Annotated in this window: 14 protein-coding genes; 5 read left to right on the top strand and 9 right to left on the bottom strand. The window is 63.0% G+C overall.

Annotation, left to right across the window (positions count from 1 at the left end; all coding sequences use genetic code 11):
- The first annotated feature begins 23 nt into the window (after positions 1-23).
- Both JM946_RS02550 and JM946_RS02545 read left to right on the top strand, forming a co-directional pair.
- A complete protein-coding gene (locus tag JM946_RS02550; RefSeq protein ID WP_203165563.1) occupies positions 24-1,445 on the top strand; it encodes a GMC oxidoreductase in 1,422 nt (473 codons plus the stop codon).
- Positions 1,446-1,449: 4 nt separating this feature from the next.
- Positions 1,450-1,926 (top strand): hypothetical protein, encoded by a 477-nt coding sequence (locus JM946_RS02545; RefSeq protein ID WP_203165562.1) that lies wholly within the window; start codon positions 1,450-1,452, stop codon positions 1,924-1,926.
- A 3-nt stretch (positions 1,927-1,929) separates the two neighbouring features.
- On the opposite strand, the gene JM946_RS02540 is transcribed toward JM946_RS02545, so the two are convergent.
- From JM946_RS02540 to JM946_RS02525, 4 genes are all read right to left on the bottom strand, one after another.
- On the bottom strand, positions 1,930-3,693 hold the full coding sequence (locus JM946_RS02540; RefSeq protein ID WP_203165561.1) for a hybrid sensor histidine kinase/response regulator: 1,764 nt from the start codon (positions 3,691-3,693) through the stop codon (positions 1,930-1,932).
- A gap of 28 nt (positions 3,694-3,721) precedes the next feature.
- Positions 3,722-4,354, bottom strand: a complete 633-nt coding sequence (locus JM946_RS02535; protein ID WP_203165560.1) for a response regulator transcription factor — start codon at positions 4,352-4,354, stop codon at positions 3,722-3,724.
- A 180-nt stretch (positions 4,355-4,534) separates the two neighbouring features.
- Complete coding sequence (locus JM946_RS02530; RefSeq protein ID WP_203165559.1) at positions 4,535-6,016, bottom strand: tetratricopeptide repeat protein; 1,482 nt, start codon at positions 6,014-6,016, stop codon at positions 4,535-4,537.
- Between the two features lie 129 nt (positions 6,017-6,145).
- The gene (locus JM946_RS02525; RefSeq protein WP_203165558.1) at positions 6,146-8,803 is read right to left on the bottom strand and encodes a serine/threonine-protein kinase; all 2,658 of its coding nucleotides are present in this window, start codon (positions 8,801-8,803) and stop codon (positions 6,146-6,148) included.
- A 36-nt stretch (positions 8,804-8,839) separates the two neighbouring features.
- Here JM946_RS02525 and JM946_RS29930 point away from each other — a divergent pair, with 36 nt between their 5' ends.
- Together JM946_RS29930 and JM946_RS02520 are read left to right on the top strand one after the other, a co-directional pair.
- Positions 8,840-9,028 carry a hypothetical protein gene (locus tag JM946_RS29930; RefSeq protein ID WP_218042562.1) on the top strand — a complete coding sequence of 63 codons (189 nt, stop codon included), beginning with the start codon at positions 8,840-8,842 and terminating at the stop codon, positions 9,026-9,028.
- A gap of 153 nt (positions 9,029-9,181) precedes the next feature.
- Positions 9,182-10,273: a Gfo/Idh/MocA family protein gene (locus tag JM946_RS02520; RefSeq protein WP_203165557.1), complete on the top strand. Its 1,092-nt coding sequence runs from the start codon at positions 9,182-9,184 to the stop codon at positions 10,271-10,273.
- Between the two features lie 36 nt (positions 10,274-10,309).
- On the opposite strand, the gene JM946_RS02515 is transcribed toward JM946_RS02520, so the two are convergent.
- The 5 genes from JM946_RS02515 to JM946_RS02495 form a co-directional block, all read right to left on the bottom strand.
- Positions 10,310-11,827: a DHA2 family efflux MFS transporter permease subunit gene (locus tag JM946_RS02515; protein WP_203166537.1), complete on the bottom strand. Its 1,518-nt coding sequence runs from the start codon at positions 11,825-11,827 to the stop codon at positions 10,310-10,312.
- Between the two features lie 92 nt (positions 11,828-11,919).
- Entirely contained in the window at positions 11,920-13,161 is a 1,242-nt protein-coding gene (locus JM946_RS02510; protein ID WP_203165556.1) for an HlyD family secretion protein, read from the bottom strand.
- A gap of 24 nt (positions 13,162-13,185) precedes the next feature.
- Positions 13,186-14,607: an efflux transporter outer membrane subunit gene (locus JM946_RS02505; RefSeq protein ID WP_203165555.1), complete on the bottom strand. Its 1,422-nt coding sequence runs from the start codon at positions 14,605-14,607 to the stop codon at positions 13,186-13,188.
- On the bottom strand, positions 14,604-15,086 hold the full coding sequence (locus JM946_RS02500) for a MarR family winged helix-turn-helix transcriptional regulator (protein WP_203165554.1): 483 nt from the start codon (positions 15,084-15,086) through the stop codon (positions 14,604-14,606). The genes JM946_RS02505 and JM946_RS02500 overlap by 4 nt, the downstream gene beginning before the upstream one ends.
- Before the next feature lie 81 nt (positions 15,087-15,167).
- Complete coding sequence (locus JM946_RS02495) at positions 15,168-17,828, bottom strand: glycosyltransferase (protein ID WP_203165553.1); 2,661 nt, start codon at positions 17,826-17,828, stop codon at positions 15,168-15,170.
- A gap of 161 nt (positions 17,829-17,989) precedes the next feature.
- Here JM946_RS02495 and JM946_RS02490 point away from each other — a divergent pair, with 161 nt between their 5' ends.
- Complete coding sequence (locus JM946_RS02490) at positions 17,990-18,664, top strand: outer membrane beta-barrel protein (protein ID WP_203165552.1); 675 nt, start codon at positions 17,990-17,992, stop codon at positions 18,662-18,664.
- The last annotated feature ends 4 nt before the right edge of the window (positions 18,665-18,668 follow it).

The following is an 18,668-nucleotide window of genomic DNA, read 5'->3' as shown; positions in this document are numbered from 1 at the left end:
TCCGATGCGCTTCGGGAGGACGCATGGCTCAAGAGCATTTCGATGTGGTGGTGGTCGGGACTGGATTCGGATCGTTGTTCTTTGTCGAGGGCTACCTGAGCAAGCGACCGGCCGCGAAAATCCTGATGCTCGAGCGCGGTGCCTTCAGTTCGCACGCCTGGCAGCTGGAGCACGGCAAGAACTCACCCATCACGCCTGCCTCGACGTTTCGCACCGACGCGGCGAACAAAGTATGGAACTTCACGATCGGCGTGGGCGGTGGCACCAACTGTTGGTATGCGCAGACACCGCGTTTTCATCCGAGCGACTTTCGGATGCGCAGCAGGTACGGCGTTGCCCAGGATTGGCCGCTCGATTACGACGAGCTCGAGCCTTATTACCTCGCGGCTGAAACCAAGATGTCGGTGGCGGGAGCGCCGGAAATGGCCGAGATCCTGCCGCGCTCGGCGCCCTTTCCTCAGCCGCCCCATAAGCTCACGGCCGTCGACGCGATCATGCGTAAAGCGCAGCCGGAGTTTCACGTTCCGATCGCCACCGCGCGCGCCAGCACTGCCGCTGCTGGGCGACCGCCGTGTTGTGCCTCCGCTCGTTGCAATCTATGCCCCGTCAACGCGAAGTTCACATTCGAGAACGGCTTCGCCAGTCTGCGCAACCTCCCCAACGTCGAGATTCGCGCTGAATGTGAAGTGACACACCTCGATCATGCGGGCGGCGTGGCTCGCGCCGCTGTCTATCGCAAAGGCGGCGCCGAGCATCGAGTCACCGGCGATCTGTTCGTGCTGGGCGCGAATGCGATTCACAGCCCGGCGATCCTGCTGCGCTCGGGCATCGATCATCCATTGACCGGCGTCGGCATTCACGAGCAGGTCGGGTACTCGCTGGAGGTGCTGCTCGAGGGTCTCGACAGTCTCGACGGCGGCACCATCACCACTGCGTTGAACTACTCGTTGTATGACGGCGCGTTCCGCAAGGACTATGGCGGCGCGTTGATCTATTTCGACAACCGCTGGCCGCATGGCCTGCGCAAGGAATACGGCCGATGGCGTCAGCTCGCGCCGCTGGTGGTAGTGGTGGAAGATTTGCCTCAGGATTCCAATCGCGTCGTGCTCGACCACGACGGCATGCCCAAGGTGCTGCACCCGGACGTTTCGGAGTACGCCAAGCGCGGCGTGCAGGAATCCTTGAACAACATCGAAAAGGTGTTGGCGCCGTTGCCGGTGGAGCGCATCGACTTCAAAGGCATGCGCGATACCGAATCTCACATCCAGGGCTCGCTGCGCATGGGCGCGGAGCGCGCCTCTTCGGTGATCGACCCGAAGCAGGTTCATCACGATGTCCGCAATCTGGTGGTAGTGGGTTCGTCGGTGTTCCCTTCGGGTCCGAATTCGAATCCCAGTTTGAGCGTCGCAGCTTTGTCTCTGCGCAGCGCTGCCTTGCTCGCGTGACGGCATGCATATGAAATCGACCAGCAACTTTTCGTCCGGCCGACGCAAGCTCCTGATCGCGGGCGCCGGCGGCACCGTAGCATTGGGAATATTCGGTGCAGCCTCCTGGGGCTCGCTCAGCAATTACCGCGCTTCATGGGTCGAGAGCGTGCTGAGAGAGAACTTGCCAGGCATCGATCTCGACCCGGCGTCCCTGCAGGCGTACATCAAGGACATCCTCGCCAGCGAACGCATGCAGCGCAAAGAGGTGAAGGTGACGGTGTTCGCCGATCGCTTCGTGCCCTGGCTGCCGGCGCACATTGCGAAGGCGCGCAACGGGCTGGAAGGGTTGGAGCGCTACGTGCTCACGGAATATCTGATCGGCAGCAACTTCTTCCGGGTGCCCGATCCGAAGCGCGAGACAATCGTTTACAGCGGTCGCGCAGTTGCGTGCATCAATCCATTCACATATCGCAGCGACAGCACCTTCAGCCAGGCCTGATCGTCACGCGTGCTGTTTCTTCGCGAATTCATGATTGAGCAGCGCGCGTAGCCGAACCGCTTTCAGCGGCTTGTGCATCATCGTCAGACCGGCGGCGCTCACCTTACGTAACTGCTCGGGTGCCGTGTCGCCCGAGATCAGCACGGCTGGAATTCCATCGCCCAGCTTTGCGCGCAGCTCGCGAATCGCGTCGATGCCGTTGCGATCGCCGCGTAGACGCAGGTCGGCAATGATGAAGTCGGGCACCCGACCGTTGACGCCAGCCAGCGCCTGCTCGGCATCCATGGCCGTGATGCATTTGCAGCCCCAGCTTTCCAGCAGGCTTTGCATGCCCAGCCGCACCGACTCTTCGTCGTCGATGACCATGATGAGCTTGCCGCCGATTAGGTTCGGGACTTTTTGCTCGATGGTGGCCGCGCCCGAATGAATCTTGTTGGGATCCGCCAGCGGCACGTCGATGGTGAAGCGCGAGCCGCGACGCGGGGTGGAGCGCACCGACAAAGGATGGTCGAGCAAATGCACGATCCGGCGCACGGTCGCCAGGCCCAGTCCCAGGCCGCGACTGCGATCGCGTGACGGATTGTTGAGCTGATAGAACTCTTCGAAGATGCGCTCGTGCTGCTCGGCCGGAATGCCGATGCCCGAATCCCACACTTCGATGCTGACGCCGTTGCGACGCTTGCGGCACGCCACGATCACGCCGCCTTTCTCGGTGTAACGGATCGCATTGGCGACCAGATTGGACAGCACGCGAAACAACAGCGTCGGGTCGGTGTAAAGCACCGCGCGCGAGCGGCGCACGATCAGCTTGAGTCCCTTGTCTTCAGCCGGCACGGCGAACGTGCTGCGCAGACGATCGAGCACCAGGTTGGCGTGTACGATTTCTTTCTTGACTTCGACCTGGCCGGCGTCCAGCTTGGAAATATCCAACAGATTGTCGAACAGCTGCTCGAGCGATTCGGTGGCCTGCAGGATCTGATCGATCATCTTGCGGCCCGCTTCGTCGACCTTGCCGTTGCGCAACGCCGTGGCAAAAAGGCCGAGCGAATGCAGCGGCTGACGCAGGTCATGATTGGCGGCGGCAAAGAACAAAGATTTGGAACGGCTCGCCGATTCGGCGCGGGCGCGAGCCTGATCCGCCAACGCATATTGCTGTTGCAACTGGCCGACTAGTTGCTCGTTCTCATAGCGCAGACGAATCTGCGCCACGATGACGCGCGACTGGCGCTCGCCGAACAACAACAAATAACCCAGCACCGCAAACCACATCACGCCCAGGGCAGCGTTGCCATAACCGCCCAGCGAGATGTAACGCAGCGCCAGCAATCCAAACACGGGCGCGGTAAACGAATGGAGCGCCGGCGGAAAGTGCGCATGAGTGAGCACGTTGATGGTGGCGCGGCTGGCGAGGCATGCCGCTATCAAGGCGAGCGTCAGCGATTGACTGGCATCGACCAGCACGAAGGCGGAAGAGCCCCACACCGCGCCGGCAATCGCCGAGAGCGCAGCGAAGCGCCAGCCCCAGGCGCCAGAAGCCGTGGCCCGATTGTCGGCGCCGCGATACCAGATCGTGAGCGCGAGCATCGAGGCTTGCACCAGCAGCGCCGCGACGGACCAACTGATGATGCGAACGTGAGGAGTGTGTGGCCAGGTGATGATGGCGATCATGGCCACCATCAACAATGCCGAGCCGGACACGGCCAGGGCATTGCCATACAACATCTCGACGCGCTGTTGCTCAACGCGTCGCAACAGCGCGGCGTCCATGAAGCGGCGTTTTTGTTACTTGGCTGAGTTAGCGCGCGTTAGCGTAAGCCGGCGAGGAGGGCAGGAAGCCACGCTTCTGCGCCACCAGCACCGCCTGAGTGCGATTGCGTACATTGAGCGCTTCGAACACCGCGCTCACGTGCGCCTTCACGGTCCGCTCGGCCACATCCAGCGCGCGGGCAATCTCTTTGTTCGAGAAGCCACGCCCCAGCATGCTGATGACTTCGAGCTGACGCAGGGTCAGGCCGTTGGGCTGTTCGGCCGCCGTCAGGTTGGTGGTCTCGGGCACGAACACTTCACCGGCGAGCACGCGGCGAATCGCGGCGATCATTTCGTCGGCGGTGAACGACTTGGGAATGAACCCGGAAGCGCCGGCGGTCACCGCGCGGGCCGCGACGGCCTGCTGCTCGTCGCCGGAGATCATGATGCAGGCGGTGGTCGGGAAGCGCTCGCCGATCACCTTGAGGGCGTTGAAGCCGTCCTCACCCTTCAGGTGAATGTCCAGCAGCACCAGGCCGATGTCGCCATCCGTTTGCAACGTCTGCAGCGCCTCGGGCACCGAGGACACGCTCAGCACGCCGGCGTCCAGGTCGCTTTGCTCGAGCACCGCATGGAAACCAGCGCGAAATAACGGATGGTCATCGACGATGAGGATTTTCATGACACTGCCCCAATCCAGTTGCTACCAGGATGTTTGCAGGGCGGTTCCGTCGCCGTGCGGATCGGTTGTATTCCCGATGTGTACAGGCGGCCATCGTACTTCCGCGTTAGGGGGCGGGCAATGACCCTTTCGTGCCAATGAGGCGGGTGCCGGAAAGCCCCGCTGCCCGGGGCCCCCGGGTTATGCGGCCGTCGCCACCGGCGTTTCCTCACAGGTGCAGCCTTGCTCCTTCAACCAGCTGCGCAGCTGGCGCAACAGGTCCGGCTTGGCCTGGGGATCCTGCTTCAGCTGCAGATAGCCCTCGCATAACAGGTTGCAGGCATCGTCGCGATCGCCTCCCTGAAGCGCCAGGGCGCGGCCCAGGTAAGCCTTGGCCATGGCCTCGCCCAGAGTGTCGGGGCCCAGTTGCGCCGGCCAGATTTCCAGGGCCTGACGCAGCAGCGGCTCGCCCTGTTTGCCGCCGGCCACCGTGCCGAGCTCGACTGCTAGGCGGCCCTGCCAGGTCAGCGCCTCGGCGATGAAAAAGTGATTGGCCGGCAACGAGCCGTTGCGAACATTGCGGGAGTAGATGGTCATGGCTTGCGAGAAACCCCGACTCGCCGAAGCACGATCGCCCGTGTCGTATTGCCAGCGGGCCAGATTGGCGTAGTCGTTGCCGACCAGGGCGTGCCCTTCGCCGCGCACCGTTACATCCAGCTCCAGCGCCTTCTGCAGATACTTGCCGGCGTCCTTGGACTTGCTCGGCACCGTGCGCAACAGCGATCCGAGGTTGGCGTAAGCGTCGATCAGATTCGGGTGGCGCTCGCGGTTCAGGGTGTTGGCGTACAGGTCGATGGCATTGCTGTAGGCCCGGGCGGCGCCGCCGCGCTTGCCCTGCTGTTCGAGCACCAGGCCGAAGTTCGCCAGATGCGTGGCGTACTTGGGATGTTTGCGGGTGCCGAGTTGTTTCTGATCCAGCGCCAGCAGGTCCTTGTATGTTTGTTCCGCTTCGTTCGACTGGCGTAGTGCGCACTGCGCGCGACCAACAATGTCGAGCAATCGCGTGGTATTCGGATCGGTCTCGTACAGCCCGGCTTGTTTCAGGATCTCGAGGCCTGCGCTGGCCGAGCTCATCGCCTCGGTGAACCGGCCCTGCAGCAGCTGCACGACGCCCAGCTCGTTCAGGCTCACGGCCACCGGCAGACCTCGCTCGCCGTACACTTTGCGATTGATGCGTAACGCATCCTGTACCGCGGCGGTGGCGGATTCGTAATTGCCGCGTTCACGTTCCACGCGCGAGTAGCTGTTCAGACTCAGCGCCGTCGCGGGGTGATCGCTGCCGAAGAATTTGCGCCGGATCTGCAAGGCCAGCTCGATCAGCCTGGCGCCTTCCTCCAGCATGCCGCGATTCAACAACGAGATGCCCAGGGCATCCAGGATGGTTGCCGCCTGTTCGGGTTGATCGCCGAGGTCGAGGTTGTCGGCGCCGGGCTGCGCCGCCCCGGCGCGCCGTTTGCCTTTTTTCGGTGCGCTGCTGCGAGCAGCTCGCGCCACGATCAGTTGGCCGATGGCGGGAGCGCCCGCGCTGGCGCGGACCTTGGTTTTACGTTTGCCGCCAGCCGCGAACAACGGCCGCAACGTTTTGGATTGAGCGACTTCATCGTCCGCGATCAGGATTCGCACGAGCAGTTTCCTTTTTGTTCGGCAATGGATGAGCGCTGGTCGCCGCGCATACTGCAGCGTCCGGCTACGCTGTTCAACCGACCTTTGGCGTAGGTTGCTTCGGCTCGGGCCACGCGAGTGGCGAACCGTTCAGTTCTGTTGCAACCTGGAGAAATATTCCCTGGCGGCCGTCGGGCGACCCTGCTCGAGATACAGCTTTTCGATCCACTGCCGCAGCTCGGCCGCCACTTCGAGATCCACTTTGCGCGTCGAGCGGCTGAGCATGGGATAGGCCTTGAGCAGGGCCGGCTCCGCCTCGGCGAAGTGACCCTGCAACGCCTTAGACCACGCCAGCGCGGCGTTGGCGCTGGCGTAACCGGTGCTGTTGTCGCCGTATTCGACCTGCCAGACCCGGACCGCTTCGGACAGCGATGTTTGCGCATCGGCCAGCCGATTCAACGCCAGCTGCGTCCGGCCGAGCGTGGTCAGCGCGGTTGCGATGAAGCCGTGGGTGGGCGGCAATGTGTCACGATAGATCGCGAGCGCGTCTTCAAGGTACCGCTCGGCGGCAGTGAAATCGCGCTGACGATAAGCGAGACGGCCAAGATTCTCGAGATCGTTGCCGATATAACTGTGAGTTGGACCTCGAGCGCGGCGATTCGCTTCGAGCACCGTTGTGAGCACCTTACGCGCTTCCGCGAAGCGATCCGTTTCCATCAGAAACGTGCCGAAAGCGCTCAGGGTATCGATGGTTTCCGGGTGCTCGGCACCGAGCACCCGCTGGTTCAATGCGACGGCGTTGCGAAACAGGGGCTCGGCCTCGGCCGTGTCGCCGAGATCGTGAGTGACTGCCGCCAGTCGTAACAAATGACGAATGTATTGCGGATGTTCTTCACTGCGCGCGCGCCGGTCGATCTCCAGCGCTTCGGTTAGATAGGTCTTGGCCACCACATTGTCGTTTCGCTGCGTGGCGATGTGCGCCAGGTTGTCCAGAGGAATGGTCACGGAAACGTCATATGGACCGAGCCGCGCACGCCGGATGTCGAGACAGGACTGCAACAGTTTTTCCGCCGCCGCGAGTTCGCTACGAATCTTTTTGATGACGCCGAGTCGGCACAGGCTGGTGGCCGTCGTGACGCTGGCGGTTCCGGTCTGGCGCTGGTTGATCTCCAGGCTTTGCCACGCGAGCTTTTCCGCCGCGTCCAGATTGCCCTCTTTTTCGTACACCTGATTCAACGAGTACAGGCTGCGCGCCACCGCCGCGCTGTCTTCACCGAACAGCTTCCGCCGCACCGTGAGACCTTGTTCGATGAGCGGCCGCGCCTGTTCGGGCAGCCCCAGGCCGAGATAGGCGCTGCCGATGGTGTCCAGCACGTCGGCCTTGATCGCCAGCTGATCGTTCAATTCATGCGCGATGCGCGTGGCGCCGTTGTCCAGGATCTGGCGCGCCGTGATCAGGTTGCCGCCCTTGGCGAACGGGTCCACCACTTTGAAAGAGTCGATGAGGAACGCCGATACGGCTTCGGCGCGCTCGCGTTGCGAGTCGGCGATGCTGCGTTGGGCCTGCGCCAGGTCGCGCTCCTGTTCGATGCGCAACGATTGCATATAAACAGTGACGGTGAAGCCGATCAGCGTCGCCACCAGCGCGGCGGACAGAGCCACGCCGAGCGCATAGCGTTGTAAGAACTTGCCCGCTCGATACGACCACGAGTCGGGGCGCGCCAGCACCGGCAAGCCACTCAGATATCGCTCGACATCTCCGGCCAGCTGCGCGGCCGACGAATATCTGCGCTCGGGCTCCTTGCGCATGGCCATGGCGACGATGTTGTCCAGGTCGCCACTCAGTTCGCGCCGCAGCTTCGCCGTAGTGGCTGAGCGTTGCGCCGATACGGACACGATGCCGCTGTCCGCCTGTCGTTCGGCCGCGGCGATCACTTCGCTCGGCATGGCGGGCATGTCTTCACAAATGGCCCGCTCGAATTCGCCCAGGTTCTTGCCGCGTAACGCGAACGGCTTGTAGCCGCAGAGCAATTCGTAGAGCAGCACGCCGAGCACGTATACGTCGCTCGCGGTGGAGATGATTTCGCCGCGCACTTGCTCGGGGCTGGCGTGATCCGGCGTCATCACTCGCACATCGGCCTGGGTGACCGCCATGGTGTAGCTCGCGTCGGTATCGTCCAGCCGTTTCGCGATGCCGAAGTCGAGCAGCTTGGGCACCCCGTCGGCGGTCACCAATATGTTCGATGGCTTCAGATCCCGGTGCACGATCAGGTTCTGATGGGCGCGATGCACGGCGGAGCAGACTGTGATGAACAGGCGCAGCCGCTGCTCGATGGTCAGCTGTCGGCGATCGCAGTGGATATCGATGGGTTCGCCATCGATGTATTCCATGACGATGTATGGCGTGCCGTCGGTGGTCGTTCCGCCGTCATACAGCCGCGCGATGTTCGGATGGTCGAGCGAGGCAAGGATCTGCCGCTCCTGTCGCAAGCGCCCTTGCACTTGATTCGACAGCAGGCCTCGACGTACCAGTTTGATCGCGACGTTCTGCCGAAACTGCTCGTCGGCGCGCTCTGCGAGAAAGACCTCGCCCATGCCGCCGCTGCCCAGGCTGCGAATCAATCGATATGCTCCGATGATGCGGCCGGCCGGATCGGGCAGCGGCTCGCGGTGGGCGGCATCGCCGCACTCGAACTCGTTCACGAATGAATCGTGGCTGTCATCGGAGCCGCCGCCCGCGGAGGCAGGGGCGATTGCGCTGGCCTTTTCGAGAGGCTGCTGTCGCCGACGTTTGCGGGTTCTGGCCATGGCGCGGTTCGAGGCTCGGGACTAGTCGTACCAGGGATGTTCAGCCGTACCAAGGATCAGTTGTTGGGCCTGCCCGGCTTGTGCAACTATCGGCGTCCTCGCCTCGCGCCAGAGAACCCATCCATGTGTAAAGAACAACTGGAAGAATCTCAATACGCCAAAGGTTTGTTCGGCGGCGGCGGGGTCGGCCGCAGCGTCCGGCCGGTGGCGCCAGCGCGAGATTAGAATTCCGAGTCGAGCACTGCGTTATCCTAGTCCTTCGCCGAACTGAGTGAAACAGGACGGCAGCCGCGTCACTCCTGCTGAATAAACGGCAGATACCCGGCGCGGCTCATCATTCTCGCCACAGCACCCGGGCAATGGAGTAAGCGAGCAAGCATGCAGGACCTTTCCCGTCGTCGTTTCATGAAGGGAGCCGCCGCCGCGACCTTGGCAGCGCCGTTCATCAGCACTGGCGCCCGCGCCGCCGCCCCTGACAAGAAACTGGGGGTGGCGCTGTGCGGACTCGGCTCCCTCAGCACCAAACAGATCGCGCCGGCCTTACAGAAGACCCAGCATTGCCGGCTGGCCGGCATCGTCACCGGTTCGTCCGAAAAGGCGGAGGAATGGCGTAAGCGTTACGACCTGCCCAAGCGCAGCGTCTACAGCTACGACACCATGCATCGCATGGCCGACAACGACGATATCGACATCGTCTACGTCGTCACTCCCAACGCGCTGCATCTGGAGCACACCGTCGCCGCGGCGCAGGCCGGCAAGCACGTGTTTTGCGAAAAGCCACTGGAGATTTCGGTGGAGCGCTGCCAGCAAATGATCGACGCCTGCAAAGCGGCGGAGCGCATGCTCGGCACCGCCTATCGCTGTCGCTTCGAGCCGCACCATCAGGAATGCATTCGCCTGGCGCGTGAGCAGGAGTTGGGCCCGGTGCGCATCATTGAAGCGGGCTTCGGCATCGATGTCGGGCGGCCCGATCAATGGCGCCTGAAGCATGCGCTGTCGGGTGGCGGCGCCTTGATGGACGTCGGTGTGTACGCCTTGCAGGCCACCCGTTATCTCACCGGCGAAGAGCCGGTGCTCGTGACCGCCACCGAAACCAAGACCGACGCGGTGAAGTTCAAGGAAGTGGACGAAACCATCTCCTGGACCGCGCAGTTTCCGAGCGGGGCGAACGCCTACTGCACGGCCAGTTTCAAGATCGGCGGCATCAAGAACTTCCGCGCCAATTGCGAGCGTGGCTGGTTCGAGCTCGATCCCGCCTATTACTACGGCGGCATCAAAGGCTCGCGCAGCGACGGCAAGCCGCTGTCGTTCCCCGAGGTCGATATGTTCGCGGCGCAGCTCGATGATTTCGCTCGCTGCATCAAGGAACGTCGGCCGACCATCGTGCCGGGGGAAGAGGGCCTGCAGGATGTACGGATCATGAGTGCGATTTACGAATCCGCTCGCACCGGCCGCGCCATCCGAATCTGATCGGGAACATCCGCTCCGCAGCGCGGCGGCAGTCGTTCAGTCTGCCGCCGCGTGTACCGCCCCGCCCGAGGCAGGTCGCCGAGCCAGCCACACCAGAGCGATCATCGCCAGCGTCAGCCACGACGAGATCCAGAAGTAATCCAGCGACGAGAGCAGATAGGCTTGGCCGACCATCTGTTGGTTGAGCGCCGCCAGCGCGGCCCCGTCGGGAACACCGAGCGACTGCATATGCGTTAGCGCCTGCTGGGTCTGCGGGTCATACACGCTCGAACCTGCGGCAAGATGCGCCTGATGAAACGCTTCGCGTCGATCCCATAATGTGGTGGTGATGGACGTGGCAAAGCTCGCCGCGATGGTGCGTAGAAAGATCGCCAGACCCGAGGCAGCCGGCACGCGTTGCGGCTCGATGCCGTCGAGCATGATGGTGAGGATGGCGACAAAGAACGTGCCCATCGCCAGACCCTGGATCAACTGCGGAATGACGAAATCGATGACGGCTGCGTCCGCCGTCAGCTGTGCTCGCATGTAGTAAGAAACCGCGAAGGCGACGAACGCCAATGAAGTCAGCCAGCGCGCATCGAACTTCGCGAGGAAGCGCGCCGCGAACGGCGAGATGAGCACGGCAACCAGACCGCCTGGAGCCGCGAGCAATCCGGCCCAGGTGGCTGTGTAGCCCAACTGCGTTTGCATCCACAGCGGCAGCAGCACGATGTTGCCGAAGAACACTGCGTAGCCCAGACACATCGGAATCAGCGCGAACGTGAAGTTGCGGTGCTTGAACAACGACAGATCCACGATCGGATGTTTCTCGGTCAGTTCCCAGATCAGCCACGCGGCCAGCGCAATCACGGCGATGAGACCGAGCACGATGATGAACGGCGAGGCGAACCAATCTTCGTCCTTGCCCTTGTCCAGCATGATCTGCAGCGCGCCCACCCATACCACCAGCAGGGCGATGCCGATTTGATCGACGGGCAACTTGCGAGTCGGCGTTTCGCGATGTCGCAACTGGAACCAGCACACCGCCACGGTGAACAGGCCGACCGGCACGTTGATATAGAAGATCCAGGGCCAGGTGGCGTTGTCCGAGATCCAGCCGCCCAACACGGGGCCCATGATGGGCGCGACCAGCGTGGTCATGGACCAGAGTGCGAGCGCCAGGCCCTTTCTCGCGGGCGGGAACAGCAGCAGCAACAGCGCCTGCGAGCCAGGCACCATCGGGCCCGACACCGCGCCCTGGAGAACGCGGAAGAACACCAGCGAGGGCAGGTTCCAGGCGAGTCCGCACAGTAACGAGGCGATGGTGAACGCCAGCACCGAAGCAGTGAATGTCCGCACGATGCCAAAGCGCATCATCAGCCAGCCGGTGAGCGGCACGCTGATGCCGTTGGCGACGGCGAATGAAGTGATCACCCAGGTGCCTTGATCCGCCGAGGCGCCGAGATTGCCGGCGATGGTCGGAATGGAAACGTTGGCGATGGTCGTGTCCAGCACCTGCATGAAGGTGCCGAGCGCCAGCGCCAGTGAAGTGATGGCAAGCGCACCGCCCTCCATTGGGGCGGTTGCGGAGGCATCTGCGGCGCTGGTGCTCACGGGGGTGTTCTCATCGGCATGGCTGCTCTTCGATCATCCTGGCTCGCTGGCAGTTACATGCGTGCGCTGACGGGCACCACCGCTTCGCGCGTCAGCGCCTTCGGCTTGACCTGATGATTGCTCGCTACCGTGGCCGGCACGCCGGAGGCGTTCTGATGAATGATCTCGGCGATACGCTGCTCGATGCCGGGATCCTCACCGACACTCTTCTGCAACGGCTGCGGCGTATTGCGGACTTGGGTGGCGACCAGCGGCCCGGACGTGTCACGGATCTCGATCTCCGCGTGCATAGACAGGCCGACGCGAAGCGGATGTTTCTTCAGCTGCTCGGGGTCGAGCGCGATACGCACCGGCACACGCTGAACGATCTTGATCCAGTTGCCCGACGCGTTCTGTGCAGGCAACAGAGCGAAGGCGCTGCCGCTGCCGGCGGCGAGGCCTGCCACGGTGCCCAGATACTCGACGTCGTCGCCGTAGATGTCGGCGTGCACGACGACGGGCTGACCGACGCGCACGTGCTTCAGCTGGCTCTCTTTGAAGTTTGCATCGATCCACACGTCGTCGAGTGGCACCACCGCGAGCAGCGGCGCTCCAGCCGCCACGTGCTGGCCGACTTGAACGCCTCGCTTGGCGACAGTGCCGGTCACCGGCGAACGAATGGTCGTACGGCGCAGAGCCAACGAGGCATCACGCAGCTGAGCTGCGGCGGCCAGCACATTGGGATGATCTGCGAGCGTGGTGCCTTCGGTCTGCGCCAACGTGGCATCCAGCTGACGTTGCGCAGCCTGCAGCGCTGCGCGAGTTTGAGTGATCGTGTCCTGCGCGTGCGCGAGCTCTTCACCCGATACGGCGCCATCGGCCACTAGCGCCTGGCGGCGTGCATAGTCGCTCTGCGATTTCTTCAATTCGCTTTCGCGTTCGGCGATCTGAGCGCGCAACTGATCGGCTTGCGCATACAGCGAGCGAACCTGACGAACAGTGCGGGCGAGCTCGGCTTCAGCGGCCGAGACCGCGATGTTTGCATCGGCTGGGTCCAGCTCGACCAACACCTGACCGCGTTCCACGGTCTGCGTGTCATCGACGTGCACGCCCAGCACGGCGCCAGGCACTTCGCTGGTGATTTGCACGATGTCGCTGGCGGCATAGGCGTCGTCGGTGCTCTCGTAGTACCGGGCGACGGTGAGCCAATAGGCGGTGTATGCGATCGCGCCGAGCGCGACCACGGCGGTGAGAATCAGCAGGCCTCGTCGCCGGGCGCCGTTGGCGCCCGTTGCAGGAAAGTTGGAGTCGCTCATGGGAATTCCGTTGATGAGTAACGATCAGCTGGCGGCACTGAAGTTGCCGCCGACGGCGAGCAGCAACGACACACGTGCGAGCGCTTGTTGATGGAGGATGTCCACGAAAGTGGTGCGTGCATTCAGGACCTGCGTTTCGGTCGTGAGCACGGACAAATAGTTGGCGAGGCCAGCTTCGTAGCGTTTGTGCGCAAGTCGATACGCCTCTTCGGCGGCATCGAGTGTGGCGCGCGCTTGTTGCAGCTGCCGTGCGCTGTAGTTCACCTGGCTCAGTTGGTCCGCCACCTGCTGCACGGCTGACAGCACGACGTTGTTGTACGCACTGACTGCCTCGTCCTGCAGGGCCGTGGCCGCATTGAACTGCGACTTCAAGCGCTGCGAATCGAACAAAGGCAGGCTGATCGCCGGGCCGGCGCCGTAAGTGCGATTGTTGGCCTGAAGCAGATTGTCGAGACCGATCGCCTGAAACCCGGCGAATGCGCTCAGGTTCACATTCGGATAAAACGCCGCGCGCGCAGCTGCACGCTGCGACGTCGCAGCTTCGACGCGGGCGCGAGCTGCCAGGACGTCGGGGCGGCGGCCCAGCAGGTCCGCGGGCAGCTCGGTGGGTATCGACAACGCGGTTTCCAAATCCAAGGTCGGCTTAGCGATGTGCTCATAAGCATCGGCGCCTTCGCCGATCAATGCCGCCAAACGATGTACAGCAATTTCACGCGCCGCTTCGGCCTGCAGTCGCGCCAGCTCGGCCTGCGGGACAGCCGATTCCGCTTCACGGAGTTCGACAGTGGTGTCGAGGCCGGCGCCGATGCGCTTTCGGGTGATGTCGAGGATGCGCTGTCTCTGCACCAAAGACTGCTGGGCGATGTCGGCGAGCGCGATAGCGCGATTCAAGTCGAGATAGGTTTCGGACAGCGCCACCGTGGTCGCGAGTCGCGCGGCCGCTGAATCGAGCCGCACGGCTTGTTCGGTGGCCTTGGCCTGATCGATGAGCGCCGCCTGTCGGCCCCAGAAATCCAGGTCCCACGACAGATTCGCCAGCAGCTGGCCGGACCAATAGGTGCCGCCGCCAAACGGCGGGGGAATGAGATATTCCTCGGGCAGACGGCTGCGTTGTTCCTGTCCGTTCAGGATCACGCCAGGCTGCCGTTGCGCCGTCGCGAACTGCACTTGCGCTTGGGCCGTGCGCAGGCGCGCCAATGTTTGTTGCAGACTCGGATTCGATTCGAGCGCTGCCGTCACCAGCCGATCGAACTGCGCGTCGCCATACTGTTCCCACCAGCGTTCTTCCACCACCGGCGCCGTGGTCGCACCCAGGCCGACATTGTCGCCCGCGATGGTGTGCAGCTGAGGTTCGGTCTTCGGCGGCGTCACGCAGCCGCTGAGCGCGGTAGCGATTCCCAACAGCAGCGCAGCCGCGCCTGATGTGAGATGTGTTCGCGTCTTCACGACGACTTCTCCTTATTCGCGCTCAGCGATCCTTCCAGACCTCCGATCATCCGTCTGAGCAGCGATTGCAGCGTCTTGACCTCGTCGCGCGTGAAACCGTCCAGGGCGGTATTGAGTGTGTCGCAGGCGATAGGAATGAGACTGTCGAGCGCCTTCTCGCCGGCGTGGGTCAGCGACAGCTCGATGACGCGGCGGTCATCCGCATTGCGCCGACGCTCGATGAACTTGCGGGCTTCGAGTTGATCGATGAGGCGAGTCATCGCGCCGCTGTCGTGATACAGCTCTCGGCAAAGGTCCGCGATGGTGACCGCGATCTTGTCGCGCACGTGCATGAGCACGACCCACTGTTGCAGGGTGCAGCCCTGCTCCTCGAACCTGGTTTCGATCTGTTCCTGCGCCAGGCGCTGCGCGCGCTTGATCAGGTAACCGACGCTGTCGCGGAGGTGAAATGAATCCGGTTTGTAATGCTGCTTGGGCATTGGCCTCGGCAATAGCTGCCTAGGCAGTCATTATAGGCAGCGCCCTCGACCGGGCAAGCCGGCAAAACGCGCTTTCAGGAACTAGTCCGCAGAATCCGGAGCACGAATGCCGGCCGTGGCGGGTACGCCGGTGCTCATCGGTAGCCGTCCCAGCCACCGGGCGGGCAGAGACAGGGCGCTGATGAGCGACATGAGCAGGGCGGCGCCGTAAGGAATTGCCTGGATCATCAGCACCGCCACCCACAGCGAGACATCCGGCGCCTTCAGCTCCTCGGGAATCCCAAGCACCAGGCCGGGGGCGATGGTGAATTGCTGCGTCAGGCCGACAGCGGCCATGACCAGCGCCAACAACCAGGCAGTCTCGGCGCGCGCGGCGGCGAAGCCTTCGATCAACGCGCTCGGTTGCTTGCCCTTGGGGGTACGGAAGAACGGTTGATTGCGAGTCAGCAGACCCTTCACGACCGCCACACTCACGGCGTGAGATAAGGCCAGTCCCGCGAGCGCCGCTGCCATCGTCTGTCGGATGTTCGCGCCGACACGAGACGAATACAGATGCGCGAGCTTCGCCATCTTGAACGCGAACAACGCGAGCGGCAGCACCGAGAACATGATCAGCGGCGGATCGAAACGATGCGGCGCGACGATCATGGCGGTCGACCAGATCAGCGCAAAGATATTGAACAGCAGGTTCAAACCATCGGCCATCCATGGCAGCCAGCCCGCGATGAAGTGATAGCGCTGCCCCTGGGTGAGTCGCGGGTCGCCGCTCAACAGAATCTTGGCATGCGCGCGCAGGATCTGCACCGCGCCGTACGCCCAACGGAACCTTTGTTTTTTGTAGTCGATGAACTTCTCCGGCATCAGGCCACGACCGTAGGTGACCGGCAAGTACTGTGCTTCGTGGCCATGCTCGAACAAGCGCAGTCCGAGTTCGGCGTCTTCGGTGATACACCATTCCGCCCAGCCACCGACGCTTTCCAGCGCCGAGCGTCGCACCAGAGTCATGGTGCCGTGTTGAATGATGGCGTTGCGCTCGTTGCGCACCACCATGCCGATGTGAAAGAAGCCACGGTATTCGGCATAGCACATCGCTTTGAACGCATTCTCTTCGGCGTCCCGGTAGTCCTGCGGTGACTGCATGATGGCGAGCTTCTCGTCCGCGAACGCGGGCACGAGGCTGCGCAGCCAATGCGGCTCGACCTTGTAGTCGCTGTCGATGACCGCGACGATTTGCACGTCGGCGGCGGTGTGCTTCAGCGCGAAGTTCAACGCGCCCGCTTTGAAGCCGGCAAGTGGCGCCACGTGGAAGAACTTGAAGCGCTCGCCCAGTTGCCGGCAATGCCGTTCAACCGGCTGCCACACGGAGGGCTCCGGGGTGTTGTTGTCGATGACCAGGACTTCATAGTCCGGATAATCGAGACGGGCGAGGGCGTCGAGGGTTTCGATCAACATCGCCGACGGCTCGTTGTACGCCGGCACGTGAATCGAAACCTTGGGTAACTCGGCGCCTGCCGTCGCAGCGACGAACGGCCGCTTGCGAGGCTTGCCCCAGCGGGCTTCGGCCCATTCGAGCGCTTCAGTCAGCAGTACCGCGATGACGCCGAGCATGCCGAGGATCAGCAACGTGCCGATCAACACACTCGCGACGGTGAGATAGCGCCGCGAGTAGTCGTAAATGATCCAGACCATCGTGGTCGCCACCGCATACACCACGACCGCGAGCAGGCTGCGGCCGCGCGTGCCCAACGCGAGGCTGTGGACGTAGAGCAGGCAGAGAATCACAGTAGCGATCGCGACTGAAATTGTGGCGAGCGTCTGCCATTGTGGAATGCGAACGATCGGCTTGACGAATTCGAACTTGGGCTGGCGGTAGACATCGTAGACGCCCCAGTACGCTTCGACGGCGCCCTGATAGCGTGCCTTCCAGGGCTGATCGAAAGCTTCCATCAGGTAATAGATATAGCCCTCGTCCTTGGCGCGATCGAGGAACCGTCGCAGAAACATCGCCTGATTGCTGGTCGACGCCACCGCGCCTTCTCGGGTGCGACCGTCCGAGGGCCAGCCGACTTCCGCGATCACGATGGGTTTGCCGGGAAACGCGCGCTGCAGCTGGTCCATGCGTGCATCGATGTAATCGATGGCTTGCTCCACCGGGATGCCTTCCCAATAAGGCAGCATATGAACCGCCAGATAGTCGACGTGTTCGACCAGCTCGGGATTGCTGACCCAGACGTGCCACGGTTCCGCCGTGCTGACCGGTTGCGCCACCGCGTCGCGCACCCGATCAAGCTGTTCGATCAGCTGTGCGACTGTCAGGTCGCCACGCAGGATGGTTTCGTTGCCGATCACCAAGCGGATCACGTTGGCGTGTTTGTTGGCCAGCTCGATGGCGGCGGCCACTTCCAGATCGTTGGTGGCGAGTCTGCGATCCAGCCAAGCGCCGACCGTCACCTTGATGTCATGGCGTGCGGCGATCTCCGGAATCAGGCCCAGGCTGTTGAGCGTGGAGTAGCTGCGGATCGCGGTCACCTTGCCGGACAGCAAGCGCAGGTCGCTATCGATCTGCTGCTCCCCAGGCAGGTTCCTTACGATCGGATCCTGTCCCGCCTGAAACGGCGAGAACGCCATGCCCTGCACGTGCGCCGGCCATGGCGGCTCGGCGGTCGGCCGGTTCACGTAGGCCCACAGGCCGAACGTGAGCGCCGCGAACACGGCGGCAACCAGAAAACCCGACCACTTCATGTTTGGCTTCGTTGCGTCACTGGGCCGCGACCGTTTGCACGGCGGCTGCGAATAGCGTGAGGTGAGCGTCGTTCAGGCAATCGACCTGCGACATGTTAACGTAAGCCGCGCGACTGCAAGTCCGGTCGCCGCGCCGGCCTTCCCGAAGGAGTCTTTAGGCTATGCATTGGCATATTGGTAAGTGGTTCTTTCCACGACAGTTTTCCGCGCGCGTCGCGATGCGCGCCGCGCTTGGCGTAACGCTGCTGGCGGTGGCCGGGACGGCCGCCGCGCAAGCGCCGGTCGATGACTATCCCAACTACGAGATCACCCCGTTCTTCGGCTACATGGCCGGCGGCGAATTCGAAGACCCGGCCAGCAACACCGATCGCGACATCGAAGAGGACAACGACTTCGGCGTGATCTTCAACGCCGCCGCCGACCAATGGCGACATTACGAGTTGCTGTATGTCCAGCAGAGCAGCGAGATCGGCGGCGCCATTCCTCTGGACCTGGATGTGCAATACCTGCAGATCGGCGGCACGGTCAGCAATCCCGATGCCAAGCGCGTGATCCCATACTTCGGTCTCACCGTGGGCGCGGCAAGGTTCAGCCCCGACCAGTCCGGGCTGGATGACGAAACCAAGTTCGCGTTCACGGTCGGCACCGGCGTCAAAGTGCCGATTACCGAACGTATCGGCGTGCGCTTCGATGTCCGCGCGTTCGTCTCGTTGCTCGACACTGACGGCAACATTTTTTGTGTGTCCGACGAAGGCGGCGGTGCGTGCGCCATCCGGACCAAGTCGGACACCCTGCTGCAATATCACGCGGCGCTCGGCCTCACCATCGCGTTCTGATCGC

The organism is Steroidobacter gossypii (assembly GCF_016801985.1).
GTDB classification, from domain to species: Bacteria; Pseudomonadota; Gammaproteobacteria; order Steroidobacterales; family Steroidobacteraceae; genus Steroidobacter; species Steroidobacter gossypii.
Note: the sequence above shows the minus strand (reverse complement) of the source record. Positions and strands in the feature narration are given on the sequence as shown.

Bases quoted from the DNA above. Each gene is read 5' to 3' on its own strand.
- JM946_RS02545 (WP_203165562.1), top strand. From the start codon at position 1,450: ATGCATATGAAATCGACCAGCAACTTTTCGTCCGGCCGACGCAAGCTC.
- JM946_RS02490 (WP_203165552.1), top strand. From the start codon at position 17,990: ATGCATTGGCATATTGGTAAGTGGTTCTTTCCACGACAGTTTTCCGCG.
- JM946_RS02495 (WP_203165553.1), bottom strand. From the start codon at position 17,828: ATGAAGTGGTCGGGTTTTCTGGTTGCCGCCGTGTTCGCGGCGCTCACG.
- JM946_RS02540 (WP_203165561.1), bottom strand. From the start codon at position 3,693: ATGGACGCCGCGCTGTTGCGACGCGTTGAGCAACAGCGCGTCGAGATG.
- JM946_RS02500 (WP_203165554.1), bottom strand. From the start codon at position 15,086: ATGCCCAAGCAGCATTACAAACCGGATTCATTTCACCTCCGCGACAGC.
- JM946_RS02515 (WP_203166537.1), bottom strand. From the start codon at position 11,827: ATGGAGGGCGGTGCGCTTGCCATCACTTCACTGGCGCTGGCGCTCGGC.
- JM946_RS02510 (WP_203165556.1), bottom strand. From the start codon at position 13,161: ATGAGCGACTCCAACTTTCCTGCAACGGGCGCCAACGGCGCCCGGCGA.
- JM946_RS02535 (WP_203165560.1), bottom strand. From the start codon at position 4,354: ATGAAAATCCTCATCGTCGATGACCATCCGTTATTTCGCGCTGGTTTC.
- JM946_RS02520 (WP_203165557.1), top strand. From the start codon at position 9,182: ATGCAGGACCTTTCCCGTCGTCGTTTCATGAAGGGAGCCGCCGCCGCG.
- JM946_RS02525 (WP_203165558.1), bottom strand. From the start codon at position 8,803: ATGGCCAGAACCCGCAAACGTCGGCGACAGCAGCCTCTCGAAAAGGCC.
- JM946_RS02550 (WP_203165563.1), top strand. From the start codon at position 24: ATGGCTCAAGAGCATTTCGATGTGGTGGTGGTCGGGACTGGATTCGGA.
- JM946_RS29930 (WP_218042562.1), top strand. From the start codon at position 8,840: ATGTTCAGCCGTACCAAGGATCAGTTGTTGGGCCTGCCCGGCTTGTGC.